Here is a 14913-nt window from a genome sequence, read left to right on the forward strand (position 1 = left end):
ATGAAAAAAATTGCATTCTTATTAGCGATCACATTTGCTTTTATTAGCTGTAATAGTGATGATGACGTCACAACAACTCCTGAAGACACCACTGTAGATTTTACATTCAGTCAAAATTGGGCTGGTGATGCTATTGAAAATTCAGACTACGAAACAACATCTTATACCAATGCAAATGGAGAAAGCCTTAAGCTGTCTAAATTAGTATATTTAATTTCAGATATTACATTTACAGCAGCAGATGGTACTGTTTATGATGCTGGAGATTATAACCTAATTGATGCTCGTAATGGAACTAATGTAAACTTTACTCCAGGAATAGAAATTCCTGAAGGGGACTATATAGTTTCTTTTACCTTTGGTTTTGATGATGAGGACAATGATTTAGATGGAGGATATTTAGACTTAAATTCTTCAGACGGATCCTGGGCTGTGCCCGGACCACTTGGTGGAGGATACCACTATATGCGTATGGAAGGAGCTTACAATAATAACATTGGGATTAATGTAAATTATCAGTACCATACAGTTAGAGCGAATAGACATTCTTCTTTTCCTCCAGGACCTGATACACTTGAAGAGTTAAGGGACACCTCATTTGTTGTAAACTTAGGAGCTATTACTATTGGAAGTAATACCAATATTGAAGTAAAAATGAATGTTGATGAATGGTTCAAAAATCCAAATCAATGGGATTTAAACACATGGTACACTATTTTAATGCCAGACTTTGAAGCTCAAAAAGACATGAGTGAAAATGGCACTGCAGGCGCATTTAGCCTAGGTACTGTGACACAGTAAACTATTACAAAATGAAATATTTATTTGCAGCATTAGTATGCATTACAATTGTACTAACTTCTTGTTCAAGTTCAGATAATGGCCCTGACACACAAAGTATTGTTGGTTGTATGGATAGTAATGCTGTAAATTATAATCCAAATGCAACCGAAAGTGATGGTTCTTGTGCATATCCTACTCCTTACACACTTGAAGTTCCTCAACTATTTTTAGAAAATATATTACCTCCTGTAATACCAGCAAATAATCCATTAAGTGTAGAAGGTATTGCTTTAGGGAGAAAATTATTTTATGATCCTATTTTATCTGGTGATGGAACTCAAGCCTGTGCTGACTGTCATCGTCAAGAAAATGCTTTTACTGACTCTCTTAAGTTTAGTATTGGAATAGATGGTTCTATTGGCACAAGAAATTCTATGCCTTTATATAATATGGCTTGGAATTATAATGAAAAATTCTTTTGGGATGGAAGGGCTATTAGTCTAGAAGACCAAGCTTTTGACCCTGTTACAAATCCAATAGAAATGAATAATACTTGGCCCAACGCGGTAGCAAGTTTACAAGCAGATGGAGAATACCCTAGTTTATTTCTAGAAGCATTTGGAACCTCATCAATAGATTCAATTTTGGTTACGAAAGCCATTGCACAATTTGAACGCACCATAGTTTCTGCTAATTCTAAGTTTGACCGTTATTCATTAGGTCAAGAGGAACTTACCTCACAAGAATTAAATGGTTTGAATATATTTTTAGATGAAGGTCGTGGAGATTGTTTCCATTGTCATGGGCTTCCAAACAGTCCGTTATGGACAGATAATGTATTTCATAATAACGGATTGGATGAAGTTATTACCGATATAGGATTTGGCGAAGTATCTGGTGACCCTAGAGACAATGGCCTTTTTAAATCACCTTCTTTACGTAATTTAGCCTATACAGCACCTTATATGCATGACGGTAGGTTTGAAACCTTAGACGATGTAATTAATCATTACAGTGAAGGGTTAAACGATTCTCCAACTATTGACCCATTAATGAAAGCTGTTGCTGCAGGTGGAGTTCAATTAACGGAAAATGATAAGGCTGACCTTAAAGCATTCTTACTTTCCTTATCTGATGAAAGTTTTATTAATAACCCAGACTATCAAGATCCAAATTAATAGTTCAACTCATTCAATGTTAAACTATTGTTATTCCTTATTATACCATAACTTTTAATTCTTATTCAGCCATGGTTAAAGTATTATTTTACCATATATTTGCATACTATTTAGAATAAATCTATATAAATGATTAAAGTAAGTAATAACGCAAAATCAAAGATAGCACAGCTCATGACTGAAGGAGGCTTTAATGCTGAATCAGATTATGTTCGGGTTGGAGTTAAAAGTGGTGGTTGTTCAGGTTTATCGTATGAATTAGATTTCGATAATGCCATGAAAGATAATGACAAGCTTTTTGAAGATAATTTTGTAAAAATTGTAGTCGATAAGAAAAGCTTTTTATACCTTATAGGAACCACACTAGATTTTAGTGGAGGACTTAATGGTAAAGGCTTTGTATTTAATAATCCAAACGCAAATAGAACTTGTGGATGTGGAGAAAGTTTTTCTTTATAATTACAGAATACTATGAAAAAATTTACAGAAGACGATTTAAAGAAAGACCTTGAAACCAAAGAATATGAATATGGTTTCTATACAGATATTGAAGCTGAAACATTTCCTATAGGATTAAATGAAGACATTGTCCGAGCGATTTCTAAAAAGAAAGAAGAGCCAGAATGGATGACGGAATGGAGATTAGAATCTTTTCGTTATTGGAAAGAAATGGTAGAACCTGAATGGGCAAATGTTCATTATAAAAAACCAGATTTTCAAGCCATTTCATACTACTCAGCACCTGTAGCTGTAGATCCTAACAAAACGCTGGACGATGTAGATCCAGATTTATTAGCGATGTACAAAAAGCTAGGAATCTCAGTAGATGAACAGAAAAAGATGAATAATGTTGCCATGGATATTGTCGTAGACTCTGTTTCAGTGGCAACGACTTTTAAAAAGACTTTAGGCGAAAAAGGAATTATTTTTATGAGTATTTCTGAAGCCATAAAGGAACATCCAGAATTGGTAAGAAAATATTTAGGCTCTGTAGTTCCTCAACGTGATAATTTTTATGCAGCTTTAAATAGTGCTGTTTTTAGTGATGGTTCTTTCTGTTATATTCCTAAAGGAGTTCGTTGTCCAATGGAATTATCAACTTATTTCAGAATAAATCAAGCAGGAACTGGTCAATTTGAACGCACCCTTGTTATTGCTGACAAAGGAAGTTATGTAAGTTACTTAGAAGGCTGTACTGCGCCTTCTAGAGATGAGAATCAATTACATGCAGCTGTCGTGGAGCTTATTGCCCTAGATGATGCAGAGATAAAATATTCGACAGTTCAAAATTGGTACCCTGGAAACAAAGAAGGAAAAGGTGGTGTTTTTAATTTTGTAACCAAAAGAGGTATTTGCGAAAAGAATGCAAAAATTTCATGGACACAAGTAGAAACTGGATCAGCTGTTACTTGGAAATATCCAAGCTGTATTTTAAAAGGGGACAACTCAATTGGAGAATTTTACTCCATTGCAGTTACCAATAATTATCAGCAAGCAGATACAGGTACCAAGATGGTTCATTTAGGTAAAAACACAAAAAGTACCATTATTTCAAAAGGTATTTCAGCAGGTAAATCACAAAACAGTTATCGTGGTTTAGTTCAGATAAATGCACGGGCAAAAAATGCGCGTAATTTTTCTCAATGTGATTCTTTATTAATGGGTAATGAATGTGGCGCACATACGTTCCCATATATAGAAGCAAAGAATAAAACAGCTCAAATTGAACACGAAGCTACCACTAGTAAAATTGGTGAGGATCAAATATTTTATTGCAACCAAAGAGGAATCGATACTGAAAAAGCAATTGCACTTATTGTAAATGGTTTTAGTAAAGAAGTATTAAATAAACTTCCGATGGAATTTGCTGTAGAAGCTCAAAAATTATTAGAAATAAGTCTTGAAGGCTCTGTTGGATAAACAAAAAGTAAATTATTTATATGAAAAAAATCACACTTTTATTAGCAATTATTGTTCTTACATTTTCATGTAAAAATACAGAACAAAAAACGGAAGAAACAGTAATTGAACCTGTTGTAACAGAAATAACAACTACTAAAAACCTATTTCAAGGTGAGTTTATTGTTGTAGATAATGCAGCGGTGTTTAAAGGAACTGATTTTATTTATGGAGTTACTTTAAATGATGTTGCAAAAGAACTTGCTAGTCAAGTTGAAAATGTTAAAAATGATGCATTCGATATGGTTCCCGTAATTGTAAAAGGAACCATTTCAAAAAAACCTGAAGGCCAAGAAGGATGGGATGAAATACTTACAATTAATGAAATTGTAAAAGTGAGTGACACTCCTTCAGAAGCAGATATAAAAATAGACGCAAAGAAAAAATAATTATGTTACAAATTAAAGATTTACACGCAAGTGTTAATGAAAAAGATATCTTAAAAGGTATTAATCTTGAGGTTAAAGCTGGAGAGGTTCATGCGATTATGGGACCAAACGGTTCTGGAAAAAGTACTTTGGCTGCGGTTATTGCGGGTAAAGATACCTTTGAAGTAACTAAAGGAGACATTAAATTATTTAAAGAGGATATTTCAGAGCTTGATCCAGAAGAAAGAGCGCATAAAGGAATCTTTTTATCGTTTCAATATCCTATTGAAATACCTGGAGTATCGGTTACAAATTTTATTAAAACAGCTATTAATGAAACGCGTAAAGCAAAAGGGTTGAAAGACATGCCCGCTTCTGAAATGCTTAAGCTTATTAAAGAAAAAGCTGATTTATTAGAAATTGATAGAAAATTTTTATCTCGTTCTTTAAATGAAGGATTTTCTGGAGGTGAGAAAAAAAGAAATGAAATTTTTCAAATGGCCATGCTAGAACCTAAACTTGCCATATTAGATGAAACAGATTCTGGACTTGATATTGATGCCTTAAAAATTGTGGCTAATGGTGTTAATAAATTAAAAAACAAAGACAATGCAGTTGTTGTTATCACACATTACCAAAGACTTTTAGATCATATTGTACCGGATTTTGTTCATGTATTAATGAATGGTAAAATTGTGAAATCGGGGGGTAAAGAATTAGCTCACAAATTAGAAGAAAAAGGATACGACTGGATTAAAGAAGAAATAAATGCCTAAGATTAATGGGTAAAACCATTTAATTAAGAATTATGAGTTTAAAAGAAAAATTAGTTTCCTCCTTTCTTGCTTTCGATGATCATTTAGAAGACGATTCTCCTATACATGACATTAGAACTAAAGCAATAAATAATTTTGAAGAAAATGGATTTCCAACTAAGAAAGAAGAAGATTGGAAATACACCTCTTTAAAACCTATTTTAAAAGATAACTATAGTATTTTTCCAAAGGGAGAAAATACAGTTGAATTAAAAGATGTAAAACAATATTTTTTACATGACATAGACACATTTAAAGTTGTTTTTATCGATGGAGCTTATAGTTCTTTTCTTTCTGAAACTACGCATGATAACATGGATATATGTCTTTTTTCTTCTGCTCTTAAAAATGACAAATACAGCGCTTCAATTGAAACCTATTATAATAAAATAGCAGGGGAAGACAGTTTAACATCCTTAAACACTGCATTTGCTAAAGAGGGTGCTTATATCAATATTCCGAAAAACAAAGAGGTTGAAAAACCTATTGAAATTATCAACTTTGTAACAGGTAAAGAAGAGGCTTTAATGGCTCAACCTAGAAATTTAATCATTGTTGGTGAAAATGCTCATGTACAAATAATTGAAAGACATCAAAGTTTAACGGGCAATGCTGTATTAACTAATTCAGTAACAGAAATTTTTATTGAAAAAAGAGGCTATTTAGACTTTTATAAAATTCAAAATAATAATTCAACAGCTTCATTAATTGACAGTACGTTTATTTCACAAGAACAAGACAGTAATTGTTTTGTACATACGTTCTCATTAGGTGGAAAACTAACTAGGAATAACTTGAAGTTTTCTCAAAATGGAGAACATTGTGATTCTACTTTAAAAGGTATTACAATTTTAAAGGAAAAACAACACGTTGATCATAATACGCTAGTACAACATATTGCTCCTAATTGCGAAAGTCACCAGGATTATAAAGGATTGTATGCTGATAAATCAACCGGTGTTTTTAATGGTAAAGTGGTGGTTGAAAAAGAAGCACAAAAAACAAATGCATTCCAGCAAAACAATAATATTTTAATTGACGATAAAGCAACAGTAAATGCGAAACCTCAACTAGAAATCTTTGCAGATGATGTAAAATGTTCTCATGGTTGTACGATTGGACAATTTGATGAAGAAGCACTTTTTTACCTTAGATCTAGAGGAATTGCAAAAAAAGAAGCACAAGCATTACTCATGTATGCATTTGCAAATACAGTGTTAGAAAGTGTTAAGATTCCTGCTTTAAAAACAAGAATCAATGCTATTATTGCTGAAAAAATTGGAGTAAGTATTGGTTTTAATGTATAAAAAAAATCCTTTCAGATTAATCTCTGAAAGGATTTTTACTTTGGTTAATTATTAAGTCTAATTTATTCTTTAACTAATTTTGCAGTATACCTTTTTTCGTTTTTTCCTACTACATTAACAAAATACATTCCAGAGGTTAAATTTGAAATATCTACTGTTTTTTGATTTTTCCCTTGAGTTTCTTCTGAAAAAACAACCTGACCCGTAATTGACATTATATTGATTGTTTTAATAATATCTTGTTCTAAAGCGATATCGAAACTGTTTTTTGCTGGATTTGGAAACAAGCTAAGATTCGTACTTAGTGATTCAGCACCTCTTGTATTTACACCATCTCCCATTACAAATTTAGATTTAATTTCTGCTTTCATTTTATCGGTTAATTCAAAATCGTTTTGAGAAGCAAATCCACTGTTATAAGTGATTTGGTATTCCCAACTTTCTGTATAACAACTTTCACAACAAGATGGAATCCACATACCTATTACATAAAATTTATTTTGAGCAAAAGGATAATCTGGAAAATTTGTTGTTAATCCCCATGGCCCAACTATAGGAGTAGCAAGAGGTTCTGCAAACCAGCTAGCATTAGAGCTCCATGCAAAAGTGTCCTTGGTAATATTCCAAGTAAATGGAGGATTTGCTGGCAACGTTGTTTCGTAAACAGACCAATAATAATCGTCAGCATCATTTTCTTCACATAAATCTCTATCAAACAAAGTATCATCTGTAGTTGCAATCGTATTTAAGGACCCCGTAATTAAATTAGTATCTCCTTGATGCTGTGTGGTTAGAAAATACTCAGGATCTAATTTCTGTTGAAGAGCAATATCATCGATTGCTAAGTCATTCCCATCACCATTTCCAGTTTCGTCTAATTCAATTTGCAGATTTATATCTGGTCCATCCGCGATGAAACAAAACTCAATTCGTTGCCAATCACATGGGTTCGTATCGTCTATATCAATTATTTGACTTATAGAACCATAACTTGTATTCATAGAAATTCTAGGGTAAATAGTAAAGGTGCATTGTTCCATATCTTTAAAGTTGGCACAAAACTTATACTCCTTACCTTGTTCAAGACCTGTAATGTTTTGCTCCCAAATAACACTACTCCCTGCTTGTTGAGTTTTTCCATTAACTACCATAAACATATCATTGGTAGCATAAGCAGAAGGATCTGCACAGAATGATTGGTCTGTTACATTCGCTCCAAATGCAGCCGCACTGCCTGTAACATCATATTCTCCTGGAAAAGTTGCTGTTGATTGTCCATAAGTACTTGAAAAACCTGTATCTCCAAATTCAAAATTGCCATTGGTTACAAGATTAGTTGCTTTTTAATCATCACAACAATATGCCCCATCTTCGGTTGGCTGATCTTGTCCAATAGTAGCGTCACATAATTCACTAATACAAATATTGTCGATTCCCTAGATTTCTGTTCCACCATCAACATCTACATAAAAATAAATAGAATTAACATTCGTTATTAATGCATCCCAATCTGCTGCATTCCCTGTATTAACAACCCATTGCCCATCAGCATTACTTGGCAAAACTCCACCACTACTCAACGCTATTGGTGCGCATACTCTTTGCCAACCTAATGCAACATCAATGGGTGTAGAAATAACAAAAGAAGCACTTAAAGTAGAGCTACATCTATCTGGACCATCCTAAATACTTAATATATTATATCCTGTAACTGTTCCCGTTTGAATGTGAAGTGCCTTCATATCAAAACAAAAACAACCTTCCCCTTGAGGTACCATTGCTGTCCAATCTCCGTTAAAGTCTGTGTCATTATAAGCAAACGTTCCTCCTGTACTACAAGAGCCGTCACGTAATTTTAAAAAATAATCTCCTGTTCCACCTTGACTTCCAACATCCGTGTAATTAATACCATTAATATTAAAACCACCCCAATTATTTAATAAGCTAGGATGGCAAATAGCATCACATATTGTACCTACAGGAGCAGTTGTAGAGTATTGATTAAAATCCTCACAAAAAGGATTTTGTCCTTGAGGCGAAGTTCCCATTAAAACAAAACAACAAACCCATACAATAGTTTTGTAATTTTTTAATATGTTTTTCATAATTTCTAAATTTAAATACACCTACTCTATTTTTTGCCTTTTCGGTTTCCGTCAATTGTTCAAATAATTATGCTGTAAATGTATTTTAGGGCGCTGCAGAAAGAGCTAGTCTCTCAACCCAAAATAGTAGCGCTAATAAACCCTATTTGAAATGGTGTTTTTACTGTTAATTAATCACAAAAACTGTTAAGTGATTGACATGTTCTTCTTTTAAAATGTACCTTTGCAAAGCAAAATAAAGGGCATGTTCAATATAAATAATATCAGAAAAGATTTCCCAATTCTTAACCGTAAGGTTAATGGAAAGCCATTGGTGTACTTAGACAATGCGGCAACTTCACAAAAACCTCAAATAGTTATTGATAGCATCGTAGATTATTATTCTAATTACAATGCAAATATCCACAGAGGGGTTCATTCATTATCACAAGAAGCTACCGATGTCTATGAATTAGCTAGAAAAAAAATTCAGGAACATTTTAATATAAAAGAATCTCGAGAAGTAATTTTTACTTCCGGAACTACGCATAGTATCAATATTGTTGCTAATGGCTATACTAAAATCCTAGAAAAAGGGGACGAAATAATTGTTTCTGCAATGGAACATCATTCTAACATTGTTCCTTGGCAAATGCTCTGCAATAGAACAGGAGCAATTTTAAAAGTAATCCCTATGAATCTGGAAGGAGAATTAATCCTTTCGGAATATGAAAAATTACTTTCAGCAAAAACAAAATTAGTATTTGTTAATCATGTTTCAAATGCACTTGGAACCATTAACCCAATTGAAGAAATTACTAAAAAAGCTCACGAGTTTAATGCTGTTGTTTTAATTGATGGAGCACAAGCTTGTTCACACATTAAAGTAGATGTTCAAAAATTAGATATTGATTTTTACGTGACTTCGGCTCATAAAATGTGTGGCCCAACAGGAACTGGAATGCTTTATGGGAAAGAAGAGCTATTGAATCTTCTTCCTCCCTATCAAGGCGGTGGGGAAATGATTAAAGAGGTGACTTTCGAGAAAACAACGTATGCAGATTTGCCACATAAATTTGAAGCAGGAACTCCAAATATTTCTGGAGGAATTGCTTTTGGAGTTGCTATTGATTATTTAAATACAATAGGTTTTACGGAAATTTTAAAATATGAAAATGAGTTGGTTGCTTATGCTACTCAAAGATTATTAGAAATTGAAGGGTTAAAAATTTATGGTACATCCCGTTCTAAAACATCTGTTATTTCTTTTAATATAGGCAGCATTCACCCTTATGATATCGGCACTATAGTTGATAAACTAGGGATTGCAGTTAGAACAGGACATCATTGCACACAACCCATCATGGAATTTTATAAAATCCCTGGTACTGTAAGAGCTTCTTTTTCGTTTTACAATACCAAAGAAGAAGTTGATGTTTTAGTTAGTGCAATTAAAAAAGCAAAAATGATGCTTCAATAATTAAATGAAGTTTTAAAATGAATATAAAAGAAATACAAGATGAATTAATAGATGAGTTTTCGATGTTCGATGATTGGATGGAACGATATGAATATATGATCGAATTAGGAAAATCACTACCTTTAATTTCTGAAGAACAAAAAACGGATGATCTATTAATTAAAGGGTGCCAGTCTAAAGTTTGGCTTCATGCCGAATTAAATAAGGACATTATTATGTATACTGCCGAAAGTGATGCAATTATCACCAAAGGTATTATTGCAGTATTACTTCGAGTTTTTTCAAATCAAAAACCTGAAGATATCTTAAATGCAAATACAGACTTTATTGATGAAATAGGGTTAAAAGAACACTTATCTCCTACAAGAGCAAATGGTTTAGTATCCATGATAAAAAAATTAAAATTATATGCACTAGCCTTTCAAACACAATTAAACAAGTAAGAAAATGAGCGAAGAAATAAAAATAGACATCAACGAGTTAGGTGAAAAAGTAGTAACCGTAATTAAAACTATTTTCGACCCAGAAATACCTGTTGACATATATGAATTAGGACTAATCTATGATGTATTTGTCAATGAAGACTATGCTGTTAAGGTATTAATGACATTAACAACTCCTAATTGTCCTGTAGCAGAAAGTTTACCTTTAGAAGTAGAAAATAAAATAAAATCTATTCCTTTAGTTACTGATGCTGAAGTTGAAATTACCTTCGATCCCCCTTGGACTCAAGAATTAATGAGTGAAGAGGCAAAATTGGAGTTAGGTATGTTGTAAAAAAGAACGCTTATGTCCAAGGGAACTTGGTGGTGTTTTTTTATCTTTTTGTACCTTTTCTGAACAAAAAGTAAAATGATACCGTAACAAAGTCCTTTGAGTGAAGAGGCAAAATTGGAGTTAGGTATGTTGTAAAAAAGAACGCTTATGTCCAAGGGAACTTGGTGGTGTTTTTTTATCTTTTTGTACCTTTTCTGAACAAAAAGTAAAATGATACCGTAACAAAGTCCTTTGAGTGAAGAGGCAAAATTGGAGTTAGGTATGTTGTAAAAAAGAACGCTTATGTCCAAGCGAAGATGCAAAACTGGGACTCAAAAATGTTATTATGGAGGGCGAAATTAAAAATAGGGTTGCAAACAGTAAATTAATTACTATTGATCTTGAAGATTATTATCCTCAAGGAGAACGATTAATTGTTGATATTTCACCTTGGCTATATGAAGGCATCATTCTACGTGAAAAAGAATTTAGAACCTTTATTAAAAATCATCAATGGGAACAATACCAAGATTGCTATGTTGCAATTCATTGTTCTAGTGAAGCTATAATTCCTGCTTGGGCCTATACTTTAGTTTCAGTTCATTTAAATCCCTTTGTAAAAAAATCATGTGTAGGTTCTTTAAATGATTTAGAGACCATTCTTTATGCTGAAATTATTTCAGAATTAAATTTTGAAGAACTTAAAGACAAACCAATTATTATAAAAGGATGTTCAAACAAACCTGTTCCAGAAAATGCCTACCTCCTTTTAGCACAAAAAATACTTCCCTTTGCTAAAAGCATTATGTATGGTGAAGCCTGCTCAGCAGTTCCGCTTTATAAAAATAAATAGGCTGTTTATCGAATAAATTATACTTTTTCATCAAATACAATCTAGTTTTCTATTTGTACTAATTAATTCTAAAGAGAAATATTATATTTGTACAAATTTTCAAAAACATAACAATGAAAAAAATTACATTATTATTGGCTTTATTTGCCATATCGTTTTCAGGATTTTCACAAGAAACAGAGGAAGAAGGTCCAAAACAAGGATGGACTAGAGGTGGAAATATTAGTCTATTATTTAATCAATCTTCATTTTCTAATTGGGCTGCTGGTGGTCAAGATAATATCTCTGGAACCTTAGGGATCAATTATGATTTTAATTACGTAAAAGAAGACATTACTTGGGACAATAAAATTATTGTGTCTTACGGTTTAAATAAATTGGATGATCAAGATGTTCAAAAAACAGATGATCGATTAGAATTAAATTCTTTATTAGGTAAAAAAGCAAAAGGATTTTGGTATTACTCTTGGTTTTTTAATGCAAAAACTCAAATGGATGTAGGATATGATAAAGATTCAGGTATTGAAACCAGTCATGGTTTTTCCCCAACTTATTTACAAACAGGTCCAGGTATGTTATGGAAAAAAAGTGACAACTTAAAAGTAAATATTGCGCCAGCTACTGCAAGATTAATAATTATTGATGATCACTTTACAGAATTTGGTGAATCATTTGGTGTTGAGCAAGGAAAAAATACTCGATTTGAATTTGGTGCTTCGATTGGAGCTTATTATAAAGTAAATTTAATGGCTAATATTTCTATGGAGAACATGTTAAATTTATATTCAAATTACTTAGAAGATCCACAAAATGTAGATATCGATTATACCATGAACTTAGTGATGAAAGTGAATAAATATATTTCAGCTAATTTATCATTCCAAACAATCTATGATGACAATGCTTATGAAGGCTTTCAAATTAGAGAAGTATTTGGTGTAGGTGTAAATTTTGGTTTCTAAAACTTCCTTTTAATTAATTAAAAAGCCGACATAAAATGTCGGCTTTTTTTATTCTGTATATTCATCATATAAAAATTGATTATAAGGAAATCGCTTTGTATGAACCTCTTTTACTTTGTTATACACTGTCTCTTTAAATTTATCAATATTTTCTTTATTTAAGGCTGATATAAATATAGCATCCCCATTAACTCTATTCATCCAAGTTTGCTCCCATTCCTGAAGCGTAAAATGAGCTTCTGTTTTTTCAGTGACTATATCATCTTCCTCAATGGTTTCAGGATGATACGCATCAATTTTATTAAAAACCATCAACGTTGGTTTGTCTGAAGCTTTAATTTCTTCTAATACTTTATTTACTGAATCTATATGATCTTCAAAAGATGCATGTGATATATCTACAATGTGTAATAATAGATCTGCTTCACGTACTTCATCTAAGGTACTTTTAAACGACTCTACTAATTGAGTAGGTAGTTTTCTAATAAACCCTACCGTATCACTTAACAAAAAAGGCAAGTTGCCAATAACCACTTTCCTTACCGTAGTATCTAAGGTGGCAAATAGTTTATTTTCAGCAAAAACTTTAGATTTACTAATGACATTCATTAATGTAGACTTCCCAACATTGGTATACCCTACTAAAGCAACTCTCACTAATTTTCCTCGATTCCCTCTTTGAACCGCCATTTGTTTATCGATCGTAATAAGCTTTTTCTTTAGTAAAGAAATACGGTCTCTAACATTACGTCTATCTGTTTCAATTTCGGTTTCCCCTGGACCACGCATACCAATACCTCCACGCTGTCTTTCAAGGTGTGTCCACATTCCGGATAATCTTGGTAATAGATATTGATATTGTGCTAATTCTACTTGGGTTCTTGCATAACTAGTTTGTGCACGTTGGGCAAAAATGTCTAAAATTAAATTGGTTCGATCTATAACTTTACATTCTAGAATCTTTTCAATATTTTTTTGCTGTGCGGGTGTAAGTTCATCATCAAAAACAGCAATACTTACCTCATGGGCATCTATGTATTGCTTTACTTCTTCAATTTTACCCGACCCAATAAATGTTTTTGGATTAGGCGCTTGCATTTTCTGAACAAACCTTTTTAAAACTTCACCCCCTGCGGTATAAGCTAAAAATTCAAGTTCGTCTAGGTATTCTATAGATTTATCTTCATCCTGTAATTGAGTAATTAAACCAATGAGAATTGTTTTTTCGTATGTTATGTCAGATTTTTCAATCATAAATTTGAATATAAGCAAAGGTACGAAAGAGTACCTATGAATATTGAAGATGTTATTTTTTATTTCATAAGGACTCCCCTATATTCGTAGTATATCTAATTACTGTTTTATGGATCTTACTTCTAATAATGAGTACAAACAATTTACTATTGCTTTTTACAATCTAGAAAATCTTTTCGATACGGTTAATGACAATAATACTTTAGATGATGATTTTACTGAAAGTTCAGATAAAAACTGGAATGAAAAACGCTTCAGAAAAAAAGTTAAAAAATTAGGCGGAGTTATTTCGCAATTAGGGTACAATGAAATAAAACAATCTCCAGCTTTAATCGGTGTTGCTGAAGTTGAAAACAGGTTGGTTTTAGAAGAGTTAATCAATTCAAAATACCTCAAAAAAAAAGGATATAACATAGTTCATTTCGATTCACCAGATGAAAGAGGCATTGATACTGCATTATTATATAGAGAAGAATATTTTAAGGTTTTACATCAAGAAGCAATTCCTCTTTTTTTAAATAATAAATATGGCGAAAGAGATTATACAAGAGACATACTATATGTTAAAGGGCATCTTGAAAAGGAATTAGTACATGTTTTAGTAAACCATTGGCCTTCTCGTAGAGCTGGCACTAATGAAACTTCTCAAAAAAGAATTGCAGCAGCTGACAAAAACAGAGCAATCATTTCAGATATTATTCTTGAAGAGCCTAATGCAAAAATTATTGTCATGGGAGATTTTAATGACGATCCAACAAGTAAAAGTTTACAGAAATTGTCTGAAACTGATTTACATAATCCAATGGAACAATTACATACTCGTTATGAAGGCAGTCTCAATTATAAAGGTTCATGGAATCTTTTTGATCAAATCCTTATGTCAAATAATTTTTTACAACAACATGGTAATTCGTTTCGTTTTCAAGAGGCGAAGATTTTTAACCCGGTAGAACTACAAGAAAATAAAGGAAGATATAAGGGCAATCCTTTTAGGACTTATGTAGGTGATAAATATCTTGGTGGGTTTAGTGATCATTTTCCTGTCTATAGTATTTTTTCAATAAAAAATAACTCATAGGTATTATATATTTTTATCCTTGAATTACTCATTTAT

General features: G+C 32.2%; 17 protein-coding genes. 13 read left to right on the forward strand and 4 right to left on the reverse strand.

Features of this window, described 5'->3' with window-relative positions:
- The 7 genes from ABXT64_RS04620 to sufD all read left to right on the forward strand — a co-directional run bounded on the left by ABXT64_RS04620 (position 1) and on the right by sufD (position 6410).
- Positions 1 to 801, forward strand: coding sequence for an MbnP family protein (locus ABXT64_RS04620; protein ID WP_443634310.1), 801 nt, complete (start codon positions 1 to 3; stop codon positions 799 to 801).
- Positions 802 to 812: 11 nt separating this feature from the next.
- On the forward strand, positions 813 to 1961 hold the full coding sequence (locus tag ABXT64_RS04625; protein WP_443634312.1) for a cytochrome-c peroxidase: 1149 nt from the start codon (positions 813 to 815) through the stop codon (positions 1959 to 1961).
- 129 nt (positions 1962 to 2090) lie between these two features.
- Positions 2091 to 2420, forward strand: a complete 330-nt coding sequence (locus tag ABXT64_RS04630; protein WP_443634314.1) for a HesB/IscA family protein — start codon at positions 2091 to 2093, stop codon at positions 2418 to 2420.
- A gap of 12 nt (positions 2421 to 2432) precedes the next feature.
- The gene (sufB, locus tag ABXT64_RS04635; protein WP_443634316.1) at positions 2433 to 3881 is read left to right on the forward strand and encodes a Fe-S cluster assembly protein SufB; all 1449 of its coding nucleotides are present in this window, start codon (positions 2433 to 2435) and stop codon (positions 3879 to 3881) included.
- A 20-nt stretch (positions 3882 to 3901) separates the two neighbouring features.
- Positions 3902 to 4309, forward strand: coding sequence for a hypothetical protein (locus tag ABXT64_RS04640; RefSeq protein ID WP_443634317.1), 408 nt, complete (start codon positions 3902 to 3904; stop codon positions 4307 to 4309).
- Positions 4310 to 4311: 2 nt separating this feature from the next.
- A complete protein-coding gene (sufC, locus tag ABXT64_RS04645) occupies positions 4312 to 5064 on the forward strand; it encodes a Fe-S cluster assembly ATPase SufC (protein ID WP_443634318.1) in 753 nt (250 codons plus the stop codon).
- Positions 5065 to 5096: 32 nt separating this feature from the next.
- Positions 5097 to 6410 carry a Fe-S cluster assembly protein SufD gene (gene sufD, locus ABXT64_RS04650; RefSeq protein WP_443634320.1) on the forward strand — a complete coding sequence of 438 codons (1314 nt, stop codon included), beginning with the start codon at positions 5097 to 5099 and terminating at the stop codon, positions 6408 to 6410.
- A gap of 62 nt (positions 6411 to 6472) precedes the next feature.
- Here the strand turns inward: sufD and ABXT64_RS04655 are convergent, their stop codons facing one another.
- The 3 genes from ABXT64_RS04655 to ABXT64_RS04665 form a co-directional block, all read right to left on the reverse strand.
- Positions 6473 to 7561: a T9SS type A sorting domain-containing protein gene (locus tag ABXT64_RS04655; RefSeq protein ID WP_443634322.1), complete on the reverse strand. Its 1089-nt coding sequence runs from the start codon at positions 7559 to 7561 to the stop codon at positions 6473 to 6475.
- Positions 7562 to 7846: 285 nt separating this feature from the next.
- Positions 7847 to 7990 carry a hypothetical protein gene (locus ABXT64_RS04660; RefSeq protein WP_443634323.1) on the reverse strand — a complete coding sequence of 48 codons (144 nt, stop codon included), beginning with the start codon at positions 7988 to 7990 and terminating at the stop codon, positions 7847 to 7849.
- A gap of 102 nt (positions 7991 to 8092) precedes the next feature.
- A complete protein-coding gene (locus ABXT64_RS04665) occupies positions 8093 to 8515 on the reverse strand; it encodes a hypothetical protein (protein ID WP_443634324.1) in 423 nt (140 codons plus the stop codon).
- Between the two features lie 244 nt (positions 8516 to 8759).
- Between ABXT64_RS04665 and ABXT64_RS04670 the strand changes: the two genes are divergently transcribed.
- The 5 genes from ABXT64_RS04670 to ABXT64_RS04690 all read left to right on the forward strand — a co-directional run bounded on the left by ABXT64_RS04670 (position 8760) and on the right by ABXT64_RS04690 (position 12545).
- Complete coding sequence (locus ABXT64_RS04670) at positions 8760 to 9974, forward strand: aminotransferase class V-fold PLP-dependent enzyme (RefSeq protein WP_443634325.1); 1215 nt, start codon at positions 8760 to 8762, stop codon at positions 9972 to 9974.
- A 17-nt stretch (positions 9975 to 9991) separates the two neighbouring features.
- Positions 9992 to 10417, forward strand: a complete 426-nt coding sequence (locus ABXT64_RS04675) for a SufE family protein (protein ID WP_443634327.1) — start codon at positions 9992 to 9994, stop codon at positions 10415 to 10417.
- A 4-nt stretch (positions 10418 to 10421) separates the two neighbouring features.
- Complete coding sequence (locus ABXT64_RS04680) at positions 10422 to 10751, forward strand: DUF59 domain-containing protein (RefSeq protein ID WP_443634329.1); 330 nt, start codon at positions 10422 to 10424, stop codon at positions 10749 to 10751.
- Between the two features lie 325 nt (positions 10752 to 11076).
- Entirely contained in the window at positions 11077 to 11583 is a 507-nt protein-coding gene (locus ABXT64_RS04685; protein WP_443634330.1) for a DUF2480 family protein, read from the forward strand.
- Positions 11584 to 11696: 113 nt separating this feature from the next.
- Entirely contained in the window at positions 11697 to 12545 is an 849-nt protein-coding gene (locus ABXT64_RS04690; protein WP_443634331.1) for a DUF3078 domain-containing protein, read from the forward strand.
- A gap of 48 nt (positions 12546 to 12593) precedes the next feature.
- On the opposite strand, the gene hflX is transcribed toward ABXT64_RS04690, so the two are convergent.
- Positions 12594 to 13799, reverse strand: a complete 1206-nt coding sequence (gene hflX, locus ABXT64_RS04695; protein ID WP_443634333.1) for a GTPase HflX — start codon at positions 13797 to 13799, stop codon at positions 12594 to 12596.
- A 109-nt stretch (positions 13800 to 13908) separates the two neighbouring features.
- Between hflX and ABXT64_RS04700 the strand changes: the two genes are divergently transcribed.
- Positions 13909 to 14877, forward strand: a complete 969-nt coding sequence (locus ABXT64_RS04700) for an endonuclease/exonuclease/phosphatase family protein (RefSeq protein ID WP_443634334.1) — start codon at positions 13909 to 13911, stop codon at positions 14875 to 14877.
- The last annotated feature ends 36 nt before the right edge of the window (positions 14878 to 14913 follow it).

Origin of the sequence: Candidatus Marifrigoribacter sp. Uisw_064 (genome assembly GCF_047730175.1) — a bacterium.
Lineage (GTDB): Bacteria > Bacteroidota > Bacteroidia > Flavobacteriales > Flavobacteriaceae > Marifrigoribacter.